The sequence below is a fragment of the Streptomyces sp. NBC_00385 genome (assembly GCF_035917155.1).
GTDB classification, from domain to species: Bacteria; Actinomycetota; Actinomycetes; order Streptomycetales; family Streptomycetaceae; genus Streptomyces; species Streptomyces poriferorum.
On sequence record NZ_CP107951.1, the window covers coordinates 5,152,325 to 5,175,568 of the forward strand.

Genomic DNA, 23,244 nt, shown 5'->3' on the forward strand with positions numbered 1-23,244 from the left:
ACGCCATGACGCAGCCGCCCCAGCCGCCGCCCAACGACCCGCCCCAGGGCGGGTTCGGCGCCCCCCAGGACCAGCCGCCCGGTGGTTTCGGCGCTCCGCAGGACCCGCCCCCCGGTGGTTTCGGCGCCCCGACGCCGCCGCCCGCCGACCCGTTCGGCAAGCCGCCGGCCACGCCGCCGCCCCCGGCCCCCGGCGGCTACGGCACCCCGCCGCCCGCGGGCCCGCCGCCGCAGCAGCCCGGCTACGGCTACCCGCAGGGCCGGCCGCCGCAGCCCGGGTACGGATTCCCGCAGACGCCCCCGCAGGGCCAGCCGCAGCAGGGGTACGGATTCCCGCCGGGCCAGGCGCCGCAGCAGGGCTACGGCTACCCGACCGCCCCGATGCAGCAGCCGTACCAGCCGCAGCAGCCCGGCGGCAACGGGCCGAAGAAGTTCTCCACACAGGCCCAGATCATCGTCGCCGCGGCGGTCGCCGTTGCGCTGATCGTCGGCGCGGGTGTCTGGTTCGCGTCCAGCGGCGGCGACGACGACAAGAAGGACGAGGCGGTCAGCTCCGCCGGCACCACCGGTGAGAACAAGGGCGGTTCGGGCAGCAGCCTCGGCGGTGACGGCAAGGAGAAGGCCCCGGCCGACGTCAAGGCGCACGTCGGCTTCCAGCTCCCGCAGCCCAAGGTCACCGACGTCACGACGGTCGTCGGCTCCTGGCTGACCGACAAGGCGTACGTGAAGACGGGCGTCAACGAGATCGTCGCCTACGACCCGGCCAAGGGCACCAAGCTCTGGTCGATCCCGCTGGACGGCCAGGTGTGTGCCGCCTCCCGGCACATGAGCAAGGACTTCAAGACGGCCATCGCCTTCGAGGAGGGCAAGCGGACCACGGCCAACAAGTACCCCAGCTGCAACCAGGTCGGCGCCCTCGACCTGAACACCGGCAAGCTCATGTGGAACAAGTCGGTCACCGCCTCCACCGGCGGCGACCGCCCGGTCCGCTTCGACGAGGTCACGCTCAGCGGCAGCACGGTCGCCGCCGGCGGCACCGAAGGCGGCGCGGCCTTCGACCTGAACACCGGCGCCGAGCGCTGGAAGCCCAAGGTCAGCACCGACGGCTGCTACGACAAGGGGTACGGCGGCGGCGAGGCACTCGCCGTGGTCCGCAAGTGCGGTACCTACGACGACCCGCAGCTCATCATCCAGGCCCTGAACCCGACGTCGGGCGCCCCGCTCTCCTCGTACAAGATGCCGGCCGGCGTCGACTACGCGAGCATCGTCTCCACCAAGCCCCTGGTCGTCGCCGCCGACGTCGGCGACACCGCGGGTGACGGCAGCGGCATCTCGGACTTCTTCTCGATCGACGCGGCCAGCGGCAAGCTGCTCACCCGGATCGCGGCGGACGGCGAGAAGTACGCGGCGAGCTGCCGCGCCACGAAGGTCGAGAGCTGCCAGCACCTCGCCGTCGGCAACAACCGCGTCTACGTGCCCACCGAGGAGCACGAGGGCACCGGGGAGTACGGCAACACCAACGAGATCGTGTCGTTCGACCTGACGACCGGCAAGCCGACCAGTGACCGGGCCGACGCGGGCGACCGTTACTCGATGTTCCCGGTCCGCATGGACGGCGGCAACCTCATCGCGTACAAGGAGCCCCCCTACGACAAGGGCGGCCAGATCGTCTCCATCGACGGCGCGACCTTCAAGCAGACCGTGCTGATGGACAACCCGGGCGACGAGTCCGTCCGGGACGCGGAGACCAGTTTCTCCTCGGACTACGCCGAGTACGTCTACGGCGGCGGCAAGCTGTTCATCTCCGAGACGATGGTCAGCAAGCCGCGGGAGAGTTCGCTGAACGACAAGGAGTACCTCGTCGTCTCGTTCAGTACGAACTGACCCCAGAGCATGCGTGAGGGGGTGGAGCCGGCCGGCTCCACCCCCTCACGCATGTCCCGTCCCGCCCGCAAGACCGCTTCGGTGTATCCGTGGGTCTCGACCGGGCCCGGGACGAACCATCCCTGATCTTCGCAGGGAATCCCGGCCTTCAGGCCGGGCGGGAATGCGATCTCGTGGCTGCTCCGACGTGACGCTCAGAGCGGACGTTTCTGCTGCTCGATGTACTGCTTGACGCTGCTCAGTGGTGCTCCGCCGCAGGACCCTGCGAAGGAGGACGGGGACCAGAAACGGCCGTGCGTGATTGCCCGGTCGGTGCGGCCGGTGAACTCCTTGCACAGGTGTCGGGAGAAGACCCCTTTGAGGAAGTTGACCGGTTTGGGCAGCTGGACCTCTGGTGGGTAGTGCACCGGAAGGTGGACGTGGTCGTCCTCACCGTTGAGCTCGCGCAACTCTGCCGCGGAGAGCTGACTTGCATGGTCACTCCTGCGAGTGAAGCGACGTTCCGGTCACACAAGACCGCACTCACCCTGGTCCGTGAGCACGACTTCATCGCGCACGAAGACCTCAAGATCCGCAACATGAGCAAAGCCCCCGCTCCGAAGCCCAACCCCGAAACTGCGGGCGCGTTCCTGCCCAACGGGGCAGCAGCCAAGGCGGGACTCAACTACTCGATCGCTGATGCCGGATGGGGGGTGTTCCTGACGATCCTGAACGCGAAGGCTGAGAGTGCCGGGCGGGAAGTGATGGCCGTGGACCCCCGCAACACCTCCCGCACGTGTCCCCAATGCGGGCACACCGCCAAGGTGAACCGGCCCACACAGGAGAAGTTCCACTGCGTCGACTGCGGCCACCAGGCCCACGCCGACGAGGTCGGGGCACTTAACGTCCTACGGGCCGGGCTGGTCCGTCGCCACGCCAACCAGGCATAGCGAGAAGCCCCGCCCTTCACGGCGGGGAGGAGTCACCTGGCACAGCTCGATCCGCGGTGCTGATCCAGCCACCGGGGTTTGCGTAGCTGGTCGCGCCCCATGCGGTGCCGGCGCCGGTGGAGACCCGGTGGATCGGAAAGTAGTGGGTGCCGGCGCCGCCGGTGGCGTTGGAGGCGGCGGCCGTCCCTGTGAACGCGGGCCCTGCGAGCACCGCACACGTGTCCGCCGAGACGAGCAGAGCGTTCTTGAGGCGCGCGATTCCCCCAGAAGGTGGTCCGGATAGGTCAGCACGCTGACTACAACAGGCAGTATCCGACCATGATGGGTTATCAACTCGCTCCCAAAGCACCCGAAGTCGGCTATCTCGATCCTTCTGTCCGCCAATGGGCCCGCTGCCTCGAACAAGCGTGTAACTTGCCGGGTCTGTAGGGGGCCGGGGGGCCTGCCGCTGCGAGGGGGGAGTGCCCGATGGGTGTGCGGCTCATGGTGATCGATGACCACCGACTGCTCGCCGAGGCGCTCGCCTCGGCACTGAAACTGCGCGGACACCGCGTGCTCGCCGCCGCCGCGCCCACCTCCGGGGCGGCGGAACTGGTCGTCAGCAGGGCTCCGGAGATCTGTCTGTTCGGCACGGCGGCACCTGCCGAACCGGGCACCTTCGACCCGGTCGTCAGGATCAGGCGCGAGCGCCCGCAGACGGCCGTGGTGGTCCTCGGTCCGGTGCCCAGCCCCCGCGGCATCGCCGCGGCCTTCGCGGCCGGCGCCGCGGGGTACGTCCGGCACGACGAACGCATCGAAGGCGTCGAGCGGGCGATGGCCAAGGTGCGCGCCGGCGAGGCGGCGATCGCGCCGCAACTGCTCCAGGGCGCCTTCGCCGAACTGCTCAACCCGGCGGCGCAGCCGGACGACGAGGGCCGGCGGCTGCTGCGGATGCTCACCCCGCGCGAGGTCGAGGTCCTGGTCCGGGTCGCCGAGGGCGAGGACACCCGGCTGATCGCGGCCGGCATGCGGATCGCGCCCAGCACGGCCCGTACCCATGTGCAGCGCGTGCTGATGAAGCTGGGTGTCGGCTCCCGGCTGGAGGCCGCGGCGCTCGCCGCCCGTACCGGACTGCTGGACCGGGCGGTGCTGGAGGCGCCGCAAGGGCCGGACACCGTCGGCTGACGGTGTCCGGCCCTTGGGTCTCTCGTTCGGATCACGCCGGGCCAGCGGGGCCCGGACGAAGGACCCTGCCCGCGGTGCTGATTTGGCGTCAGTTACCGGGCGTGTCCGTGGTGTCCGGCGCGGCGGCCGGCGGCTGGACCGGGAGCAGCTTCATCCAGCCCAGGAAGAACAGCCCCAGGACCAGCATGGCGAGACCGGTCCACAGGTTGATGTGGACGCCCTCGGCCTTCTTCAGATCCGCGTCGGACGGGCTGATCCCGGCGATGGTGACGATGACCCCGTAGACCACGAAGAGACCGCCGATGATCGTCCGGATGTCGAACAGCCGGGCCGCCGTGGCGGACTTCTTCTCCAGATCGGAGACTTCCTTGTGCAGGTCGGACATGGTGGGTGACTCCGATCAGAACGAGTAGGGGACGTAGCACAGGGCGGCGATCACGATCGCGCTCCAGCCCAGCAGTGCGGGCCTGCGGTACCAGGCGTCGTCGCCCTCCGCGGGCACCTCGTCGGCGTCCGGGGACTCGGTTCCGTAGACGAGACCTGCCAGTTCGGCCTCGGGCTTGGGAGCCGTGAACAGCGTGACGACGACCATGACGACCGCACCGGCGACGAATCCGACGATCGCGGAGACGAAGTTGGCGCCCTGGTCGCTCGGGATGTCGATGACACCCTGCTTGTAGATCACGAAGTAGTTGACCATCGCGGCCGTGGTGCCCGCCAGCAGGCCCCAGACACCCGACTTCATCGAGGCGCGCTTCCAGAACATGCCGATGATGAAGACGACGAAGAGCGGGACGTTGAAGAAGGAGAACAGCGTCTGGAGGTAGCTCATGATGTTGGAGAAGCTGGAGGCGATGAACGCCGTGCCGATGGAGGCCAGCACCCCGAGCACCGTGATCTTGCGACCGAAGCCCAGGTAGTACGCGTCCGGCTGGTCCTTCTTCACGTACCGCGCCCAGATGTCCGTGGTGAACACGGTGTTGAACGAGGAGACGTTGGCGGCCATGCCGGCCATGAACGCGGCCAGCAGGCCGGTCACCGCGATGCCGAGCACACCGTTGGGCAGCAACTCCCGCATCAGCAGCGGGATGGCGTCGTTGTAGGTCGTGTCCGAGCCGGCGGCGCCGATGTTGGGCACGACCACGGCGGCGACCAGGCCGGGGATCATCACCAGGAAGACGATGAACATCTTCGGGAACGCGGCGATCAGCGGGGTGCGCTGGGCGGCCGAGAGGTTCTTCGCGGACAGGGCGCGCTGCACCTCGGCGAAGTTGGTCGTCCAGTAGCCGAACGAGAGCACGAAGCCCAGGCCGAGGATGATCGTCAGCCAGTTGGCCCCGAGGGGGTTGGCGTCACCGATGCCGGTGCCGCCCCAGGCGGTCATGAAGTTCGCGCCGTGGCTCGATTCCAGCGAGTCGCTCAGTCCGTCCCAGCCGCCGACGCGCTTGAGGCCCAGCACGGTCAGCGGGATCAGCGCGGCGAGGATGACGAAGAACTGCAGCACCTCGTTGTAGATCGCGGAGGAGAGCCCGCCGATGGTGATGTAGATCAGGACGAAGAGGCCCGCGACCACGATGGCGACCCACTGCGGCCAGCCGAGGAGCGCCTCCACGACGATCGACAGGGCGTACAGGTTCACGCCCGCGATCAGGACCGCCGAGAAGGCGAAGAGTATGGAGCTCAGCAGGTGAGCCGACTTGTCGAAGCGCTGGAGGAGGAACTCCGGTACGGAGCGCACCTTCGACCGGTAGTAGAAGGGCATCATCACGAGGCCCAGGAAGACCATGGCCGGGATGGCGCCGATCCAGTACCAGTGGACGACCGCGACGCCGTACTGCGCGCCGGTCGCCGCCATGCCGAGGATCTCCGTGGCGCCGAGATTCGCCGCGACGAAGGCCAGACCGGTCACCCATGCGGGCAGTGACCGTCCGGACAGGAAGAAGTCGAGGCTCGTCTTCACGCTCGACCGAGCGGCGAAGCCGATGCCGAGAACGACGACGAAGTAGATCGCCAGGATCGTGTAGTCGAGCCCGTTCGTGGGGAGCCGGAGCCCTGCAGCCAGATATTGCATGTGGGGGTACTCGCTTCGTTGCGCGAACTGAACCCGAAGGAAACTACGCTCTTGTGTTCAGAAACTGAACACTTCCGATGAGGTTCTTTGTTGGATTGTGATCGTATTGCCGAAAAAGCCAGTCCCAACCCTCGCGTGGCCCCCGAGATTCCCTGTCACGTCGCGGATGCCGAATCATTGACGAGTCTGTTGATTTGTGGTTCATTGTGTTCGGTTCTGTTTGGGAGGAGTCTGGTGAAGAAGACGGTTACGACGCTCGCCGACGGCCGGGAGCTGATCTACTACGACAGCCGTGACGACGTCGTGCGCGACGCGGTCGACCGGCGCCCGCTGGATCCCGTCTCGACCTCCTCCGAGGTCCGCCGCGACCCGCTCCTCGGCGACAGCGTCGCCATCGCCTCGCACCGCCAGGGCCGCATCTACCACCCCCCGGCCGACGAGTGCCCGCTCTGCCCCTCGCAGGAGGGCCGGCAGAGCGAGATCCCGGAGCCGGACTACGACGTCGCCGTCTTCGAGAACCGCTTCCCCTCGCTCGCCGGTGACTCCGGCCGCTGCGAGGTCGTCTGCTTCACCTCCGACCACGACGCCTCCTTCGCCGACCTCACCGAGGAGCAGGCCGGACTCGTCCTGGAGGCGTGGACCGACCGCACCGCCGAGCTCGCCGAGCTCCCCCAGGTCCGCCAGGTGTTCTGCTTCGAGAACCGGGGCGCCGAGATCGGCGTCACTCTCGGCCACCCGCACGGCCAGATCTACGGCTACCCCTTCGTCACCCCGCGCACCGAGCTGATGCTCCGCTCCGCGGCGGCCCACCGCGCGGAGACCGGCGGCAACCTCTTCGACGACATCGTCGCCCGCGAGGAGGCCGACGGTTCACGGATCGTGCTGGCCGGCGAGCACTGGGTGGCCTTCGTGCCGTACGCCGCGCACTGGCCGTACGAGGTCCATCTGTACCCGCGCCGGCGCGTCGCCGACCTGCGGCAGCTCGACGAGGCGGCCCGCACGGAATTCCCACAGGTCTATCTGGAACTCTTGAGGCGATTCGACCGGATCTTCGGCCCCGGCGAGCCGCCGACCCCGTACATCTCCGCCTGGCACCAGGCACCGTTCGGTGTCGAGGGGCGGGAGGACTTCGCGCTCCATCTGGAGCTTTTCACCATCCGACGTACCTCCGGCAAGCTGAAGTTCCTCGCGGGTTCCGAATCCGGCATGAGCGTGTTCATCAACGACGTGCCGCCGGAGACCGCGGCCCAGCGACTGCGAGAGGTAGCGAGCGAGTGAGCAAGTCCCCGAAGAAGTACCTGGTGACCGGCGGCGCGGGATACGTGGGCAGTGTGGTCGCCCAGCACCTGCTGGAGGCGGGGCACACCGTCACCGTCCTCGACGACCTCTCCACCGGGTTCCGCGAGGGCGTCCCGGCCGGCGCCGAGTTCATCGAGGGCCGCATCCAGGACGCCGCCAAATGGCTGGACTCCTCCTACGACGGGGTGCTGCACTTCGCCGCGTACTCCCAGGTCGGCGAGTCCGTCGCCGACCCGGAGAAGTACTGGGTCAACAACGTCGGCGGCTCCACCGCCCTGCTCGCCGCGATGCGCGACGCCGGGGTGCGCACCCTGGTCTTCTCCTCCACCGCGGCCACCTACGGCGAACCGGTCTCCAGCCCCATCACCGAGGCCGACCCCACCGCCCCGACCAGCCCGTACGGCGCCACCAAGCTCGCCGTCGACCACATGATCACCGGTGAGGCGGCCGCCCACGGCCTGGCCGCCGTCTCGCTGCGCTACTTCAACGTGGCGGGGGCGTACGGCGACTGCGGCGAGCGGCACAGCCCCGAGTCCCACCTCATCCCGCTGGTCCTCCAGGTCGCGCTCGGGCAGCGCGCGTCGATCTCCGTCTACGGCGACGACTACCCCACCCCCGACGGCACCTGCGTCCGCGACTACATCCACGTCGCCGACCTCGCCGAGGCCCACCTGCTGGCCCTCGACGCCGCCACCGCGGGCGAGCACCTGGTCTGCAACCTCGGCAACGGCAACGGCTTCTCGGTCCGCGAGGTCATCGAGACGGTCCGCCGGGTCACCGGCCACCCGGTCCCCGAGACCGCGGCCCCGCGCCGCGGCGGCGACCCGGCCGTGCTCGTCGCCTCCGCCGCCACCGCCAGGGAGCGCCTCGGCTGGCAGCCGTCCCGCGCCGACCTGGCCGGAATCGTCACCGACGCCTGGACGTTCGCCCGCCGAGAGGAGCCCACCGCACCATGACCGACCACGCTGAGCTGACCGCCTCGTTCACCGAGCTCTACGGGACCGAGCCCGAGGGAGTCTGGGCCGCCCCCGGCCGGGTCAACCTGATCGGCGAGTACACCGACTTCAACGACGGCTTCGTGATGCCGCTCGCCCTGCCGCACACCGCACGGGCCGCCGTCGCCCGCCGCGGCGACGGCGAGCTGCGGCTGCACTCCACCGATGTGCCGGGCGGCGTCGTCCAGCTCCGCGTCGACGAGCTGGCCCCGCACTCCGGCCACGGCTGGGCCGCCTACCCGGCCGGTGTCGTCTGGGCGCTGCGCGAGGCCGGCCACGCGATCACCGGTGCCGACATCCAGCTGTCCTCCACCGTCCCCACCGGCGCCGGCCTCTCCTCGTCCGCCGCCCTCGAAGTGGTGACCGGACTGGCTTTGAGCGACCTCTTCGGGCTCGGCCTCACCGCCGCCGAGCTCGCGGTCCTCGCCCAGCGCGCCGAGAACGCGTTCGTCGGCGTCCCCTGCGGCGTCATGGACCAGATGGCGTCGGCCTGCTGCACCGAGGGCCACGCCCTGCACCTGGACACCCGTGACCTCACCCAGCGCCAGGTCCCCTTCGACCTGGCCGCCCACGGTCTGCGGCTCCTGGTGGTCGACACCCGCGTCAAGCACGCGCTGGGCGACGGCGCCTACGCGGAGCGGCGGGCCGGCTGCGAGGAGGGCGCCCGGCTGCTCGGCATCCGCACCCTGCGCGAACTCCCGTACGCGGAGCTGGGCACCGCGCTCGACACACTGGCCGCCTCCGGCGCCGACGAGTCCGTCGTGCGCTACGTGCGCCATGTGGTCGGCGACAACCAGCGCGTCGAGCAGGTCATCGCGCTGCTCGACTCCGGCGAGGTGCGCGCGGCGGGTCCGGTCCTCACCGCCGGGCACGTCTCGCTCCGTGACGATCTGCGGGTCTCCTGCGTGGAGTTGGACCTGGTCGTCGAGACGGCGAACGCGGCCGGCGCGCTCGGTGCGCGGATGACCGGCGGCGGTTTCGGCGGCTCGGCGATCGTGCTCGTCGAGGAGTCGCAGGAGGACACCGTCACCAAGTCCGTGCGGGAGGCGTTCGCCGCAGCCGGTTACGCGGCCCCGGGCGTGTTCCCCGCGGTGCCGTCCGCGGGAGCCCGCCGGCTCGTCTGAGCCCGCCGGTCCGGTCAGGGGCGCGCCCCCGGCCGGACCGGTCCGAGCTCCTTGACGAGGGTGAACTCGGTGATGCCCGGCGGGTAGTTCTCGATCCGCCCCCGCACCTCGTAACCCCGCCTCCGGTAGAAGTCCGGGGCCTGGAAGTCCCAGGTCTCCACCCGCGAGCGGACGCAGGACCGCTCGGTCCGGGCCACCCGTTCCGCCTCGGCGAGCAGCCGCGAGCCGAGGCCGGAACCGCGATGGCGGGCGTCGACCCAGAGCAGGTCCACATGGAGCCAGGTCGCCCAGGTGCGGCCGGTCAGTCCCGCGGCGAGCCGGTCATCGGCGTCCAGCGCCCATACCTCCAGCGGGACTTCGAGCGCTGCCGGCGTATCGCGCAGGGCGCGCAGCCGCGGTGAGCGAGCGGTGTTGTCGTCGCGCAGCCACTTGTTCAGCAGCTGACGTCGCTCTTTGTCCACTTCTGTCTCAAGACGGAACATGAACAACACCCTAGGACCCGACTGTCCGTCAGTTCTGCGAATTTCCTTCCCCCCGGAGCCGCCGCCCGTACCCTGATGCACAGCACCGGTGGGGGCCGGTGCTGATTCAGGGGTACGAGACAGCCGGGTGCGACGCCCGGGCGGGAGGGCAGTCGGTGCACGGCGGCGGCCGTGGACTGCGGTTCAACTTCCCGCTCCGGGCGTCGCACCCGCGCCGGTCCGTCCCTGCCGGGGGCCGCATCCTTCGCGTGCCCCAGAACACACAGCATGGGGGTGCCTGTGGCCCGTATCCGGGTTCTCGTCGTCGACGACCACCGCATTTTCGCCGAGTCGCTCGCCGCGGCGCTGGCCGCCGAGCCCGATGTCGACGTGGCCGCGGCGGGCAACGGCCCGGCCGCTCTGCGCTGCCTGGAACGCGCGGCGTCCGAGGGCCGCGGTTACGACGTGATACTCGTCGACGCCGAACTGGGCATCCTGCGCCCGCCCGGCCGCCCGGCCGCAGGCCCGGTCCCGGTGCCCGCTCCGAACGCGGGGGAGAACGGCCTGGTCGACGGCATCTCCCTGGTCGCCGGCATCCGCTCGCTGCGGTGCCGGGTGCGTACGGTGGTGCTCGCCGAGAAGGACGACCCGCGCCGGGCCGCGCTCGCGCTCCAGGCGGGCGCCTGCGGCTGGGTGGCCAAGGACAGCTCGCTGCAACGGCTGCTCGCGGTGATCCGGGGCGTGCTGCGCGACGAGACGCATCTGCCGCCCGCGCTGCTCACGGGCGTACTGCGGGAGCTGATGGCGGACCGCAAGCACCGCACCGAGAGCGAACAGCTCGTCGAGTCCCTGACCCCGCGCGAGCGCGAGGTGCTGCGCTGCATGGTGGCGGGCCTGGGCCGCAAGGCGGTGGCGGAGCGGCTCTTCCTCTCCCCGCACACGGTGCGTACGCACATGCAGAACGTGCTGGGGAAACTGGGCGTGCACTCGACGCTGGCGGCGGTCGCGCTGGCCCGGAGGGCGGGTGTCGGTCCCGCCGACCTGGAGGCGCCGGTCCTAGCCGGGGACGTTGTCGAACGGGGCGGTCAACTGGCGTAGCAGTCCCGCCAGTTCGCCCCGCTGCTGACGGGAGAGTTCGCCCAGGATGGCGCGCTCCTGGGCGAGCAGGCCGGCCAGTGACTGGTCGGCCTTGTCGCGGCCCTCCGCGGTGAGCCGGACCAGTACACCGCGGCGGTCGCTGGGGTCGGGGAGCCGCTCGACGAGGTTCTTCTTGGTCAGCCGGTCGATGCGGTTGGTCATCGTGCCCGACGTGACCAGCGTCTGGGTGAGGAGCTGGCCGGGCGAGAGCTGGTACGGGGAGCCGGCGCGGCGCAGCGACGTGAGGACGTCGAACTCCCACGGCTCCAGGTGGTGCTCGGCGAAGGCGATTCTGCGGGCCCGGTCGAGATGGCGGGCCAGGCGGGAGACGCGGCTGAGGACCTCGAGCGGTTCCACGTCGAGGTCGGGGCGCTCTCGGCGCCATGCAGCGACCAGTCGGTCGACCTCGTCCTCCATGTGGATCAGTGTAGAGGGTCTGTCGACATGAAGTCTCTTGAATTCAAGTGTCTTGACATCAAGATACTTCGGGTCGATCCTGGACGGCATGACCGCACCCCTCTGGGATCCGCAGCAGTACCTGCGCCACGCGGACCATCGCACCCGTCCCTTCCACGACCTGCTGGCCCGCGTACCCGAGCTGCCGGACGGCTCCGCCCCCCGCATCGCCGACCTCGGCTGCGGCGCGGGCAACGTCACCGCGCTGCTCGCCGAGCGCTGGCCCCGGGCCCGTATCACCGGCTACGACAACTCCCCGCAGATGCTGGAACGGGCCCGCGCCCACGCCACCGCCCTGCTGGACTTCGCCGAGGCCGACGCCACGACCTGGACCCCCGGCCGCCCGCACGACCTGATCGTTTCCAACGCCCTGCTCCAGTGGGTCCCCGGCCACGCCGGCCGCTTCCCGGACTGGCTGGACGCGCTCACCCCCGGCGGCACGTTCGCCCTCCAGGTCCCGGGCAACTTCGACCAGCCCTCGCACGCCCTGATGCGCGAACTCGCCGAGTCCCCGCGCTGGCGCTCCCGCCTGGGAGGGAGCCTGCGCCACGCGGACGCGGTCCTGAGCCCGGCCGGCTACCTGGAACACCTCACGGCCCCCGGCATCACCGCAGACGTCTGGGAGACCACCTACCTCCACCTCCTGCACGGCCGGGATGCCGTCCTCGACTGGGTGAAGGGCACGGGACTGCGCCCGGTCCTCACCGCCCTCGCCGACGACGAGGAGGCCCGGGACGCCTTCCTCGCCGAGTACCGCGACCTGCTGCGCGCCGCCTACCCCGCGGGCCCGCACGGCACGGTCTTCCCGTTCCGCCGCATCTTCGCCGTCGCCCACCGGGAGAAGTCATGATCGCCGCCCTCGACCATGTCCAGCTGGCCGCCCCCGAGGGCTCCGAGGAGGCGCTGCGCACGTACTACGTGCACACCCTCGGCATGACGGAGACGGCCAAGCCGCCGGTCCTGGCCGCCCGCGGCGGCTGCTGGTTCCAGGCCGGCCCGGTCCAGCTCCACCTGGGCATCGAGGCGGACTTCCGCCCGGCCCGCAAGGCACATCCCGGCCTGCGCGTCCGGGACATCGAGGCCTTCGCGGCCCGGCTGACGGAACGCGGCGCCGAGGTCCGCTGGGACGGGGACCTGCCGGGCCACCGCCGTTTCTTCAGCCACGACCCGGTGGGCAACCGGCTGGAGTTCCTGGAACCGGACGGGGCCCCGGCACCGGAAGACCGGTGACGGGGCCCCGCCCTGCGTGATGGTGCGGTCGTGCGGTGGATCAGTTCAGGACGCCGTACGTGTTCCAGCCGCCGCCGATCCTGACCGGGAGGGGGAACTGACCGCGGCCGTTCGAGACGTACAGGTAGAGGCTGCCGTTGCGGTCGACCCCGAGGAGGTCGGCCTTGCCGTCCCCGGTGAGGTCACCGGGCGCGGCCAGCTTCGTGTAGGTGTTCCAGCCCCCGCCGACGGGAAAGGGGGAGAGGAACGGCCGGTACTTGTCACCGGTGCCCCGGTACATCTTGAGCACCCCTGCCGGGTCACGGGTCACCACGTCCGCACGGCCGTCCCCGGTGAAGTCACCGGCGCCGATGATCACGTTGTACGCGTTCCAGCCACCGCCGACCCTGATCCGGGCGGCGAGACCGGTGCCCGTGCCGTTGCCGGGGTGGAGGTACAGGTAGCCCTTGGTGTCACGGGTCAGCAGGTCGGCCCTGCCATCGCCGGTCAGGTCGCCGGGGCCGATCGTGAGGTCGTAGCCGCCCCAGCCGCTGCTGACACGGCGGATGTCCTGCGGGCCGAAGCTGTGGTTGGAGAGCTCGCCGCCGGACACGTTCATCAGGTCGACGAGGGTGTTCTCGTTGAGCGAGGAGGCGAGGAAGGGCTTGCCCTTCCAGTTGCCGCTGATCGCCGCACGCCGGTCCAGCTCGCCGTTGTTCAGGGACCGGTAGGCCCAGAGCCTGCCGGTGGTGTCGAGCCCGAGAAGGTCGCTCCTGCCGTAGTCGGGGGCGCCGCCCGCGCCGGCGAGGAGCGTCGCCGTGTTCAGAGCGGAGCCGCCTGCGACCCGGACCGAGAGCTTGCCGCTGTCGCCGGTGGAGGTGTAGACGAAGACGTCGCCGTTCACCGCGCGGGCGATCAGGTCGCCGCGGCCGTCGCCGTCCAGGTCGTCGGCGCCGATCACCTGGTTGTAGATGTGCCAGCCGCGCCCGGCCTGGGCCCGCTCCGTGAAGGGGGTCCGCGCCGATCCGGTGCCCGCGTAGAAGTACAGCTCGCCGGAGACGGTCCGCGCGTAGAGATCGGCGACGCCGTCCCCGGTGACGTCGTTGGCCCCGATGAGCTGGTCGTACCATTCCCAGCCCTTGCCGACGAGGACCCGTGCGCCGAACGGTGCGGTGGAGGTGTTGCCGGTGGCCGGGTACAGGTACAGCTCGCCCGCGGGTGTGCGGGCCAGGAGGTCGGACCGCCCGTCCCCGGTCAGGTCGCCGGGCGAGAGGACCTTGTTGTAGATCTGCCAGCCCTTGCCGGTCCATTCGGTGTTGCCGGTGCCCGCCCCGGACATGCCCGAGCGGAACGACAGCGCGCCGTACGGCGACAGCGTCAGCAGGTCCGAGAACCCGTCCCCCGTCTGGTCGCCGACCGGAATGATGTCCTTGTGCGCGGTCCCGTCGATGCCGGGGATCTCGAACCCGTACACCCCTTCCGAGCTGCTCGGCATGATGCCGAGTCCGCCTTCGTACGTCCGCAGGACCAGGTCGAACGAGCCGTCGTCGTCGAAGTCCGCACGGGGCTTCAGGGCCGCCCCGAGCCGGTCGGCGTGCTCCGGCAGGTCCAGGGACGGCCGCAGGTCCGCCGGGAGCGCGAGCCGCTCGGTCGCCGTGCGGTGCGGTGCGGTGTCATCGGCCGAGGCCGGGGCGGCCAGCAGCATGCCGGCCGAGAGAACGAGTGCGGTGCAGGCCGCGAGGCGGCGCGCACGCGTGGAGCGTGCGGGCATGGCGCGACGGCCGGATTTCACGGAAAGCATGACCCCCCCCAGGGGTGGTGGTGAAGCGTCCGGGGCCCCGTCACCGGAGTGCCGGTGACGGGGCCCGTCGGAACGTGATGGCGCGGTCGTGCGACGGCTCAGTACAGGTTGACGTACGAACCCCAGCCGCCGCCGACCCTGGCCCGGGCGCCGAACTTGCCGGTGCCGGTCGAGGTGTAGCGGTACAGGTCGCCCTTGGCGTCCACACCGACGAGGTCGGCCTTGCCGTCCCCGTTGATGTCGCCGGGCGCGGCCAGCTTCTTGTAGGTGTTCCAGCCGCCGCCGATGTTCAGGCGCGACTTGAACGGCTTCGAGGCGACGCCCGTACCCGGGTACAGGTAGAGGTAGCCGCTCTTGCTGCGGGCGAGCAGGTCGGTGAGGCCGTCACCGTTGTAGTCACCGGCGCCGAGCAGCTTGTTGTACGTGTCCCAGCCGCCCCCGACGTTGATCCGGGAGGCGAACCCGGTGCCCGTGCCGTTGCCCCGGTACAGGTAGAGCGTGCCGCCGGAGGTGCGGGCCAGCAGGTCGCCCTTGCCGTCGCCGCTGAGGTCACCGGGACCGACGAGGCTGTTGTAGACGCCCCAGCCGTTGCCGATGACGTTGCCGCCGTTGTACAGCGTGCCGGCGTACAGCTCCATCAGCTCGGCGCGGCCGTCGTAGTCGAAGGACGACGCGAACGTGATGTTGGCACCGCCCCAGTTGTCACCGACCAGCTGCCGGGCGGCGAGCAGGCCGTTGTTCTTCGGGTAGTACCAGTACAGGTCGCCCTGGGTGTCGAGACCGAGCATCTCGTTCTTGCCGAAGTCGGGGTTGCCGCCCGCTCCGACGAACAGCGACGCCACGTTCCAGCCGGTGCCGCCGCCCGAACGGGTGAGGAAGCTGCCCACGCCCGTCGACTCGTAGTAGTAGACGGCGCCGGCCGTGGTCCGCGCGACGATGTCGCCGAGGCCGTCACCGTTGGCGTCGTCGACGCTGACGATCTGGTTGTAGCCGTTCCAGCCGTTGCCGACCTTCACCCGCCCCGCGAACGGCTTGGCGGCGTTGCCGGTGCCGGCGTAGAAGTACAGCTCACCGGCGGTCGTACGGGCGAACAGGTCGCCGATGCCGTCGCCGGTCACGTCGTTGGCGCCGACCAGTTGGTCGTAGACGCCCCACCCGCTGCCGACCTTGACCCGGGACCTGAACGGGTTGGAGGCGACCGCGCCGGTGGTGGCGTACAGATACAGCTCGCCCGAGGGCGTGCGGGCCAGCACGTCGCCGCGGCCGTCGCCGGTCAGATCACCGGCGGCGACCAGCTTGTTGTACATGGCCCAGCCGTTGCCGGACCAGGTGGCGAAACCGGCGCCGTTCTCGCTCTCGCCCGGGTGGAGCGAGAGAGTGCCGGTGGCGGTCAGGCTCAGGATCTCGGGAGTGCCGTCCCCGTTCAGGTCGCCGGGCGCGACGAGATCCTTGTACTGCTCGTAGGGGTCGCCGTTGATCGTGTACTCGTGCTCGGCGGTGCTGGTCGAGACGTACACGACGCCGTCGATACCGCGGTAGACCGTGTCGCTGTAACCGTCGCCGTCGACATCGAGACGCGGCTTGGCGGGCACGACCGCGGCAGCGGCACCCTCGACACCCGCCGCACGCGACTTCTTCGCCGGGTGCTTCGGGAGTGAGAGGGACGGCAGTGCGCCGATGGCCGGCGTGGACTGCTCGACCGCGGTGCGGTGCGGTGCGGTGTCATCGGCCGAGGCCGGGGCGGCCAGCAGCATGCCGGCCGAGAGAACGAGAGCGGTGCAGGCCGCGATCCGGCCCGCGCGCTTCGAGCGCGCGGGCATGGCACGACGGCCGGGTTCCACAGAAGACAAAGCCCCCCCAGGGGTAAATGGTGGAACCGGGAGAAACGCCTTCACAGGTGCATTACATGCAGGGTGAAGCATTCCCGGGATGGTCACAGACTCTACAACCGTGACCAGCGGGACTGAAGTGCTTTAGCGGTGAACGACGTCTCGGATCGGACACGCGGCGGGGCGGCGGGAAGCAATCGGGACACCCCGCTCAACTCTTGCGGTGTCCGATCAGCCGAGGCTTCGACTCCAGGTTCTCCAGACCGTGCCAGGCCAGGTTCACCAGATGGGCGGCGACCTCCGCCTTCTTCGGCTTCCGGGCGTTCACCCACCACTGACCGGTCAGCGCCACCATGCCGACCAGCGCCTGCGCGTACAGGGGAGCCAGCTTCGCGTCGAAGCCCCGGGCCTTGAACTCCAGCCCCAGGATGTCCTCCACCTGCGTGGCGATATCACTGATGAGAGAGGCGAACGTGCCCGTCGACTGGGCCACCGGCGAGTCACGGACCAGGATGCGGAAGCCGTCCGTGTACGTCTCGATGTAGTCCAGCAGCGCGAACGCCGCCTGCTCCAGCAGTTCACGCGGATGTCCGGCGGTCAGCGCACTGGTCACCATGTCCAGGAGCTGACGCATCTCCCGGTCCACCACCACGGCGTACAGCCCCTCCTTGCCGCCGAAGTGCTCGTACACGACCGGCTTGGAGACCCCGGCACGCGCCGCGATCTCCTCCACCGACGTGCCCTCGAACCCCTTGTCGGCGAAGAGGGTGCGACCGATGTCCAGCAGCTGCTCGCGGCGTTCCTTCCCGGTCATCCGCACCCGGCGGGTACGCCGGGCGGAGGGTGCGCGGGTGTTCTCGCTGCTCGTGCTTCCATCGGTCGCCACGTCGTCAATCATGCCGCGTCGGCCTGCGCGGGGTGGCGCCGGGACTCGATACGCTCGGAGTCGGGCCAGCGCACGTCGGTCGCCCAGCCCAGCTTCTCGAACCAGCGGATCAGCCGGGCACTCGAGTCGATCTGACCCCGCATCACCCCGTGCCGCGCACTCGTCGGGTCGGCGTGGTGCAGGTTGTGCCAGGACTCACCGCACGACAGGACCGCCAGCCACCACACGTTGCCGGACTTGTCACGGGACTTGAACGGGCGCTTGCCGACCGCGTGACAGATCGAGTTGATCGACCAGGTCACATGGTGCAGCAGCGCCACCCGGACCAGCGAGCCCCAGAAGAACGCGGTCGCCGCACCCCACCACGACATCGTGACCAGGCCGCCGACCAGCGGCGGAATGGCCAGCGAGACGATGGTGAAGGAGAGGAAGTGACGGGAGATCCCGCGGATCGCCGGGTCCTTGATCAGATCGGGGGCGTACTTCTGCTGAGGCGTCCGCTCCTCGTCGAACATCCAGGCGATGTGCGCCCACCACAGGCCCTTCATCAGGGCCGGCAGGGTCTCACCGAAGCGCCACGGGGAGTGCGGGTCACCCTCCGCGTCCGAGAAGCGGTGATGCTTGCGGTGATCGGCCACCCAGCGGACCACCGGTCCCTCCACGGCCAGCGAACCGGCCACGGCCAGGGCGATGCGGAGCGGACGCTTCGCCTTGAACGAACCATGGGTGAAGTAGCGGTGGAAGCCGATCGTGATGCCATGGCAGCCGATGAAGTACATCGCCACCAGCAGGCCCAGATCGAGCCAGCTCACACCGCGGCCCCAGGCCAGCGGCACCGCCGCGACCAGAGCCACGAACGGCACGACGATGAACAGCAGGAGCGCGATCTGCTCGATCGACCGCTTGTTGTCCCCGCCGAGCGTGGCGGGGGGAAGAACCTGACCGTCAGCCGCCTCGGCGGCCTCGATCACATCGGGGCTGGACTTCATGGGGAGTCCCCTGTGGGTAGGAATGCAGCGGACAGGCGGGGCTACGCACCCGTAACCTACGGCGTCGTAAGTATGGCAGCGCGAAGGCCCGCCACACGAGAGGACGACGGACCGGGCACGGACGGTGCCGTACGGGGTAGGGGACAGAGGACGCACCCCGCACGTACCCGCCATGAACAGCGGGCACGCCTCGGGGCGCGAACAGCGCCGACAGCACGGACACCTATCCTGGAGAGGTCGGACAGCGCGGTCCGCACCCTGCCACCCGGGGGGTCGCGTCGGCACCGCGCCGGCCGCGGGCCCCGGATCCCGTGCTCAACCACTGCAAGGAGCCGCACACTGTGAGCAGTGCCGACCAGACCCCTGCCGCCAGCCCCGAGCTGCGCGCCGACATCCGCCGCCTCGGCGACCTGCTGGGCGAGACCCTCGTACGCCAGGAGGGGCAGGAGCTCCTCGACCTCGTCGAGCGAGTACGCGCCCTGACCCGCACCGACGGCGAGGCCGCGGCCGAGCTTCTCGGCGACACGGACCTGGAGACCGCCGCACAGCTCGTGCGCGCCTTCTCCACCTACTTCCACCTCGCGAACGTCACCGAGCAGGTCCACCGCGCCCACGAGATGCGCGACCGGCGCGCCGCCGAGGGCGGTCTGCTCGCCCGCACCGCCGACCGGCTCAAGGACGCGGACCCCGAGCACCTGCGCGAGACCGTCAAGAACCTCAACGTCCGGCCGGTCTTCACCGCGCACCCGACCGAGGCCGCCCGGCGCTCCGTACTGAACAAGCTCCGCCGCATCGCCGCACTCCTGGAGACCCCGGTCATCGAGGCCGACCGGCGGCGCCAGGACATCCGGCTCGCCGAGAACATCGACCTCATCTGGCAGACCGACGAGCTGCGCGTGGTCCGCCCGGAGCCCGCCGACGAGGCCCGCAACGCCATCTACTACCTCGACGAGCTCCACGCCAACGCCGTGGGCGACGTCCTGGAGGACCTGGCCGCCGAACTGGAGCGCGTGGGCGTCGAACTGCCCGCCGGCACCCGCCCCCTCACCTTCGGCACCTGGATCGGCGGCGACCGCGACGGCAACCCCAACGTGACGCCCACCGTCACCTGGGACGTGCTGATCCTCCAGCACGAGCACGGCATCACCGACGCCCTCGAACTCGTCGACCAGTTGCGCGGACTGCTCTCCAACTCCATCCGCTACACCGGAGCCACCGACGAGCTCCTCGCCTCCCTCCAGGCCGACCTGGAGGCCCTCCCCGAGATCAGCCCGCGCTACAAGCGGCTGAACGCGGAGGAGCCCTACCGGCTCAAGGCCACCTGCATCCGGCAGAAGCTCGTCAACACCCGCGAGCGCCTCGCCTCCGGCACCCCGCACCGTCCCGGCTGCGACTACCTCGGCACCGCCGAGCTCATCGCCGACCTGGCCCTCATCCAGACCTCGCTGCGCGAGCACAAGGGCGGCATCGTCGCCGACGGCCGGATGGACCGCACCATCCGCACGCTCTCCGCGTTCGGCCTCCAGCTCGCCACCATGGACGTACGCGAACACGCCGACGCCCACCACCACGCGCTCGGCCAGCTCTTCGACCGCCTCGGCGAGGAGTCCTGGCGCTACGCCGACATGCCGCGCGACTACCGGCAGAAGCTCCTCGCCAAGGAGCTCCGCTCCCGTCGCCCGCTCGCCCCGACCCCGGCCCCGCTGGACGCCGCGGGCGAGAAGACCCTCGGCGTCTTCCACACCATCAGCCAGGCCTTCGAGCGCTTCGGCCCCGAGGTCATCGAGTCCTACATCATCTCGATGTGCCAGGGCGCCGACGACGTCTTCGCCGCGGCCGTCCTCGCCCGTGAGGCCGGACTCCTCGACCTGCACGGCGGCTGGGCCAAGATCGGCATCGTGCCGCTCCTGGAGACGACCGACGAGCTCAAGGCCGCCGACGTCATCCTCGACGAGATGCTCGCCGACCCGTCCTACCGCCGGCTCGTCTCGCTCCGCGGCGACGTCCAGGAGGTCATGCTCGGGTACTCCGACTCCTCCAAGTTCGGCGGCATCACCACCTCGCAGTGGGAGATCCACCGCGCCCAGCGCCGCCTCCGCGACGTCGCCCACCGCTACGGCGTGCGGCTGCGCCTCTTCCACGGCCGCGGCGGCACCGTCGGCCGCGGTGGCGGCCCCTCGCACGACGCGATCCTCGCGCAGCCCTGGGGCACGCTGGAGGGCGAGATCAAGGTGACCGAGCAGGGCGAGGTCATCTCCGACAAGTACCTCATCCCGGCGCTCGCCCGCGAGAACCTGGAGCTGACCGTCGCGGCCACCCTCCAGGCCTCCGCGCTGCACACCGCACCCCGCCAGTCCGACGAGGCACTGGCCCGCTGGGACGCGGCCATGGACACCGTCTCGGACGCCGCCCACGCCGCGTACCGCAAGCTGGTCGAGGACCCCGACCTGCCGACGTACTTCCTCGCCTCCACCCCGGTGGACCAGCTCGCCGACCTGCACCTGGGCTCGCGGCCCTCCCGCCGCCCCGGCTCGGGCGTCTCGCTCGACGGCCTGCGCGCCATCCCGTGGGTCTTCGGCTGGACCCAGTCGCGGCAGATCGTGCCCGGCTGGTACGGCGTCGGCTCCGGCCTCAAGGCACTGCGCGAGGCCGGTCTGGACACCGTCCTGGAAGAGATGCACGAGCAGTGGCACTTCTTCCAGAACTTCCTCTCGAACGTCGAGATGACCCTGGCCAAGACCGACCTGCGCATCGCCCGGCACTACGTCGACACGCTCGTCCCCGACGAGCTGAAGCACGTCTTCGACGCCATCGAGGCCGAGCACGCGCTGACCGTGCGGGAAGTCCTCAAGATCACCGGCAACACGGAACTGCTCGGCACCAGCCCGGTGCTCCAGCAGACCTTCGCCATCCGCGACGCCTACCTGGACCCGATCTCCTACCTCCAGGTGTCCCTGCTGGCCCGCCAGCGCCAGGCGGCCGAGCGCGGCGAGGAAGCCGACCCGCTGCTCGCCCGGGCCCTGCTGCTCACCGTCAACGGTGTCGCGGCCGGGCTGCGTAACACCGGCTGATCCATACGCATAGCTGGGTCTCTGTCCTTCCTGGGGCAGAGGCCCAGCTATGCGTGGTATCAGAGCAGGACTGCTGGCCGGCTACTCGTCAGCCAGCGCAGTCAGTTTGCCGATCCATGCGCTGAAGTGAGGGCAGGCAGCCCGCAGACCTGCGAGGCCGAGATCGGTTACGGCCGCAGGTCCGTGAAAGGTTTTGATGTACTCCGGGTGCAGTTTCAACAGGCGCTTCGACGGAGCTGTCTCCGGTTTCTCGTTGACCTCCTCCGGACCTCCGGCAGCAGCGGCCATGCTCCGCACTTTCTGTGCGAGCGCAGGGTCGTCTGTCCAATAGGCAAGCTGTTCCGCCGCCGCGAAAACCCATGCCTCGGTTTCGTGAAGAACGAGGTACGGGATGAAACGCGGATTGCCGATGTGCTCGGCCATGCGTTTCTCCACATGCTCGGCCTTCTGCCGTGCGGCCGCCGAAGGTCGGTCAGCCATCCCCGGACTGTCTTGCGGGAGTCCGTAGTAGTCGATCAACGTCGTGACCGCAGCCCAGTGCGGACTGCTCCTGAGGCGATTCTGCAGATCCTTCTCGATCTTCGACCACTTACTGACACCCCCGCGCCCCGTAGGCCCGCCTGCCGCAGTCCGAGTCAAGAGGATGGTCGGCACCAGGACGATGCCCAACTGCAACAGCTCGGGGTAGAGGAATTCCCTGACCATATTCTCTTCGGTCTGCCCCTCACACAGCACCCCCACCGTGATCATTCCGGGCGGCCCCGGAAAGGAAGCTCCGCCGCAGGTCGTCCGCCCAGGACGTTCTTCTCCCACAGCTCACCGAGCGAGTAGTCCTCCAGCCAGCCCTGGAGCGCTTCGCGGTCCGGACGTCTGAGCACGGTTGCACCGTTCTCCCTTTCCACCACCACGATCTCGTCCAGCGAGAACTGGTTGAGAAGGGTGACGGACTGGGTGGCGATGACGATCTGGCTCCGCACCGCGGTCGAGCGAAGCATGTCCGCGAGCTGAACCACTGCGTAGGGGTGCAGGCCGAGCTCAGGCTCGTCCAGAGTGAGCAGCGCCGGCGGATCAGGTTGGAGGAGCAGCACACACAGGCAGATGTACCGCAATGTGCCATCGGACAGAGCCTCGGCGGGGAAGACCGCGTCCACACCCTCCTGGGTCCAGCGCAGTCGGATCCGGCCGCCGGGTTCCTCGGCCAACAGGAAGTCCCGGAAGAACGGCGCGACGGACTGCACCGCGCGAACGATGCGCCTGTACGACCTCGGCTCTCCGTCCCGTAGCCGCAGCAGGAAAGCCGCGAGATTTTCCGCATCGGGTCTCAGCGCTTCATTGTCCGCGGCATAGCCGAAGCGTTTGACCGGTGCCTCACGGCCGGTGTCCTGGAAGTGGAACACCCGGCAGCCGGCGAGGATGGCGCGCACGGGCCCCGCGAGCCGCGACAGCTGTTCCTCCTCCTTCTGGCGAAGGAGCGATTCCCGGTGCCCCCGCCCGAAGTCCTCGACCAGGGGGCGGCCCCACTCATTGAAGTGCCCCTTCTCCTCCGAGAAGATAAGAGTGTCGTTCGCCGCTGGTATCAGGTGGGCTTCGTAGCGGTAGGGAGACGCGTTGACCCGAAGTCGGATCCCTTTTCCCGACTCAGTCCCCGCGAACTGCAGAGCCTGCGCTCCACCGCGCAGACCCACCTCGAGCGCCAGGTCCCCGTCCGCCATCCGCCCGAGCAATTCCAGCGCCCCGACGACATTACTCTTGCCCGCCCCGTTGGCACCCACGAGCACGGTCACGCCCTCGCCCAGCTCCAGTGTGCCGGCGCGAATGGAGGCGTACCCCTCGACGGACACCTCGGAGAGCTTGTAGGACGACATGGCCCAACCCTAGGCCAGGCCCGCCCGCCCAGCCTGGGCACGCTGCCAACAGGCGAACTGTTGGCTCGCTGTGTC

General features: G+C 69.9%; 19 protein-coding genes and 2 pseudogenes. 10 read left to right on the forward strand and 11 right to left on the reverse strand.

Translation table 11 applies throughout. The features are described from left to right. Positions 1-5 precede the first annotated feature (5 nt). Complete coding sequence (locus OG959_RS23080; RefSeq protein ID WP_326661291.1) at positions 6-1,883, forward strand: outer membrane protein assembly factor BamB family protein; 1,878 nt, start codon at positions 6-8, stop codon at positions 1,881-1,883. Between the two features lie 194 nt (positions 1,884-2,077). Here the strand turns inward: OG959_RS23080 and tnpA are convergent. Next, positions 2,078-2,344: pseudogene (tnpA, locus tag OG959_RS23085) on the reverse strand (IS200/IS605 family transposase); the annotation flags it as partial. A 45-nt stretch (positions 2,345-2,389) separates the two neighbouring features. On the opposite strand from tnpA, the pseudogene OG959_RS23090 reads away from it, so the two are divergent. Next, a pseudogene (locus tag OG959_RS23090) lies at positions 2,390-2,812 on the forward strand (RNA-guided endonuclease InsQ/TnpB family protein); the annotation flags it as partial. 468 nt (positions 2,813-3,280) lie between these two features. Further along, the gene (locus tag OG959_RS23095) at positions 3,281-3,976 is read left to right on the forward strand and encodes a helix-turn-helix transcriptional regulator (protein ID WP_326661293.1); all 696 of its coding nucleotides are present in this window, start codon (positions 3,281-3,283) and stop codon (positions 3,974-3,976) included. Between the two features lie 88 nt (positions 3,977-4,064). Here the strand turns inward: OG959_RS23095 and OG959_RS23100 are convergent, their stop codons facing one another. Both OG959_RS23100 and OG959_RS23105 read right to left on the reverse strand, forming a co-directional pair. Continuing rightward, positions 4,065-4,361 carry a hypothetical protein gene (locus OG959_RS23100; RefSeq protein ID WP_326661295.1) on the reverse strand — a complete coding sequence of 99 codons (297 nt, stop codon included), beginning with the start codon at positions 4,359-4,361 and terminating at the stop codon, positions 4,065-4,067. A gap of 15 nt (positions 4,362-4,376) precedes the next feature. Continuing rightward, the gene (locus OG959_RS23105; RefSeq protein WP_326661297.1) at positions 4,377-6,047 is read right to left on the reverse strand and encodes a sodium:solute symporter family protein; all 1,671 of its coding nucleotides are present in this window, start codon (positions 6,045-6,047) and stop codon (positions 4,377-4,379) included. Between the two features lie 234 nt (positions 6,048-6,281). Here OG959_RS23105 and galT point away from each other — a divergent pair, with 234 nt between their 5' ends. The 3 genes from galT to galK are packed head-to-tail and all read left to right on the forward strand — an operon-like array spanning position 6,282 to position 9,465. After that, a complete protein-coding gene (gene galT, locus OG959_RS23110; protein ID WP_326661299.1) occupies positions 6,282-7,325 on the forward strand; it encodes a galactose-1-phosphate uridylyltransferase in 1,044 nt (347 codons plus the stop codon). Then, positions 7,322-8,302, forward strand: coding sequence for a UDP-glucose 4-epimerase GalE (gene galE, locus OG959_RS23115; RefSeq protein ID WP_326661301.1), 981 nt, complete (start codon positions 7,322-7,324; stop codon positions 8,300-8,302). Before galT ends, galE begins: the two co-directional genes overlap by 4 nt. Continuing rightward, positions 8,299-9,465, forward strand: coding sequence for a galactokinase (gene galK, locus OG959_RS23120; protein WP_326661303.1), 1,167 nt, complete (start codon positions 8,299-8,301; stop codon positions 9,463-9,465). The genes galE and galK overlap by 4 nt, the downstream gene beginning before the upstream one ends. A gap of 14 nt (positions 9,466-9,479) precedes the next feature. Here galK and OG959_RS23125 read toward each other — a convergent pair whose 3' ends face one another. Next, positions 9,480-9,947 carry a GNAT family N-acetyltransferase gene (locus tag OG959_RS23125; RefSeq protein ID WP_326661304.1) on the reverse strand — a complete coding sequence of 156 codons (468 nt, stop codon included), beginning with the start codon at positions 9,945-9,947 and terminating at the stop codon, positions 9,480-9,482. A gap of 279 nt (positions 9,948-10,226) precedes the next feature. Here OG959_RS23125 and OG959_RS23130 point away from each other — a divergent pair, with 279 nt between their 5' ends. After that, a complete protein-coding gene (locus OG959_RS23130; protein WP_326666559.1) occupies positions 10,227-11,024 on the forward strand; it encodes a response regulator transcription factor in 798 nt (265 codons plus the stop codon). On the opposite strand, the gene OG959_RS23135 is transcribed toward OG959_RS23130, so the two are convergent. Further along, on the reverse strand, positions 10,983-11,480 hold the full coding sequence (locus OG959_RS23135) for a MarR family winged helix-turn-helix transcriptional regulator (RefSeq protein WP_148019081.1): 498 nt from the start codon (positions 11,478-11,480) through the stop codon (positions 10,983-10,985). The genes OG959_RS23130 and OG959_RS23135 overlap by 42 nt on opposite strands. Before the next feature lie 88 nt (positions 11,481-11,568). Here OG959_RS23135 and OG959_RS23140 point away from each other — a divergent pair, with 88 nt between their 5' ends. Both OG959_RS23140 and OG959_RS23145 read left to right on the forward strand, forming a co-directional pair. Further along, positions 11,569-12,369: a trans-aconitate 2-methyltransferase gene (locus OG959_RS23140; protein WP_326661305.1), complete on the forward strand. Its 801-nt coding sequence runs from the start codon at positions 11,569-11,571 to the stop codon at positions 12,367-12,369. Next, the gene (locus OG959_RS23145; protein ID WP_326661306.1) at positions 12,366-12,749 is read left to right on the forward strand and encodes a VOC family protein; all 384 of its coding nucleotides are present in this window, start codon (positions 12,366-12,368) and stop codon (positions 12,747-12,749) included. The genes OG959_RS23140 and OG959_RS23145 overlap by 4 nt, the downstream gene beginning before the upstream one ends. A gap of 40 nt (positions 12,750-12,789) precedes the next feature. Here the strand turns inward: OG959_RS23145 and OG959_RS23150 are convergent, their stop codons facing one another. The 4 genes from OG959_RS23150 to OG959_RS23165 form a co-directional block, all read right to left on the reverse strand. After that, complete coding sequence (locus OG959_RS23150; RefSeq protein ID WP_326661308.1) at positions 12,790-14,499, reverse strand: FG-GAP-like repeat-containing protein; 1,710 nt, start codon at positions 14,497-14,499, stop codon at positions 12,790-12,792. A gap of 128 nt (positions 14,500-14,627) precedes the next feature. Further along, positions 14,628-16,349 carry a VCBS repeat-containing protein gene (locus OG959_RS23155; protein ID WP_326661310.1) on the reverse strand — a complete coding sequence of 574 codons (1,722 nt, stop codon included), beginning with the start codon at positions 16,347-16,349 and terminating at the stop codon, positions 14,628-14,630. A gap of 220 nt (positions 16,350-16,569) precedes the next feature. Further along, the gene (locus OG959_RS23160) at positions 16,570-17,256 is read right to left on the reverse strand and encodes a TetR/AcrR family transcriptional regulator (RefSeq protein WP_219570392.1); all 687 of its coding nucleotides are present in this window, start codon (positions 17,254-17,256) and stop codon (positions 16,570-16,572) included. Then, entirely contained in the window at positions 17,253-18,233 is a 981-nt protein-coding gene (locus OG959_RS23165) for an acyl-CoA desaturase (protein ID WP_326661313.1), read from the reverse strand. The genes OG959_RS23160 and OG959_RS23165 overlap by 4 nt, the downstream gene beginning before the upstream one ends. A 341-nt stretch (positions 18,234-18,574) precedes the next feature. Here OG959_RS23165 and ppc point away from each other — a divergent pair, with 341 nt between their 5' ends. Next, positions 18,575-21,304: a phosphoenolpyruvate carboxylase gene (gene ppc, locus OG959_RS23170; RefSeq protein ID WP_326661315.1), complete on the forward strand. Its 2,730-nt coding sequence runs from the start codon at positions 18,575-18,577 to the stop codon at positions 21,302-21,304. An 81-nt stretch (positions 21,305-21,385) separates the two neighbouring features. On the opposite strand, the gene OG959_RS23175 is transcribed toward ppc, so the two are convergent. Together OG959_RS23175 and OG959_RS23180 are read right to left on the reverse strand one after the other, a co-directional pair. Continuing rightward, on the reverse strand, positions 21,386-22,054 hold the full coding sequence (locus OG959_RS23175) for a DUF4276 family protein (protein ID WP_326661317.1): 669 nt from the start codon (positions 22,052-22,054) through the stop codon (positions 21,386-21,388). Continuing rightward, positions 22,051-23,145, reverse strand: a complete 1,095-nt coding sequence (locus tag OG959_RS23180; RefSeq protein WP_326661319.1) for an AAA family ATPase — start codon at positions 23,143-23,145, stop codon at positions 22,051-22,053. Before OG959_RS23180 ends, OG959_RS23175 begins: the two co-directional genes overlap by 4 nt. Positions 23,146-23,244 lie beyond the last annotated feature (99 nt).

Bases quoted from the DNA above. Each gene is read 5' to 3' on its own strand.
- OG959_RS23080 (WP_326661291.1), top strand. From the start codon at position 6: ATGACGCAGCCGCCCCAGCCGCCGCCCAACGACCCGCCCCAGGGCGGG.
- OG959_RS23095 (WP_326661293.1), top strand. From the start codon at position 3,281: ATGGGTGTGCGGCTCATGGTGATCGATGACCACCGACTGCTCGCCGAG.
- OG959_RS23100 (WP_326661295.1), bottom strand. From the start codon at position 4,361: ATGTCCGACCTGCACAAGGAAGTCTCCGATCTGGAGAAGAAGTCCGCC.
- OG959_RS23105 (WP_326661297.1), bottom strand. From the start codon at position 6,047: ATGCAATATCTGGCTGCAGGGCTCCGGCTCCCCACGAACGGGCTCGAC.
- galK (WP_326661303.1), top strand. From the start codon at position 8,299: ATGACCGACCACGCTGAGCTGACCGCCTCGTTCACCGAGCTCTACGGG.
- OG959_RS23125 (WP_326661304.1), bottom strand. From the start codon at position 9,947: ATGTTCCGTCTTGAGACAGAAGTGGACAAAGAGCGACGTCAGCTGCTG.
- OG959_RS23135 (WP_148019081.1), bottom strand. From the start codon at position 11,480: ATGGAGGACGAGGTCGACCGACTGGTCGCTGCATGGCGCCGAGAGCGC.
- OG959_RS23140 (WP_326661305.1), top strand. From the start codon at position 11,569: ATGACCGCACCCCTCTGGGATCCGCAGCAGTACCTGCGCCACGCGGAC.
- OG959_RS23145 (WP_326661306.1), top strand. From the start codon at position 12,366: ATGATCGCCGCCCTCGACCATGTCCAGCTGGCCGCCCCCGAGGGCTCC.
- OG959_RS23150 (WP_326661308.1), bottom strand. From the start codon at position 14,499: ATGCCCGCACGCTCCACGCGTGCGCGCCGCCTCGCGGCCTGCACCGCA.
- OG959_RS23155 (WP_326661310.1), bottom strand. From the start codon at position 16,349: ATGCCCGCGCGCTCGAAGCGCGCGGGCCGGATCGCGGCCTGCACCGCT.
- OG959_RS23160 (WP_219570392.1), bottom strand. From the start codon at position 17,256: ATGATTGACGACGTGGCGACCGATGGAAGCACGAGCAGCGAGAACACC.
- OG959_RS23165 (WP_326661313.1), bottom strand. From the start codon at position 18,233: ATGAAGTCCAGCCCCGATGTGATCGAGGCCGCCGAGGCGGCTGACGGT.
- OG959_RS23175 (WP_326661317.1), bottom strand. From the start codon at position 22,054: ATGATCACGGTGGGGGTGCTGTGTGAGGGGCAGACCGAAGAGAATATG.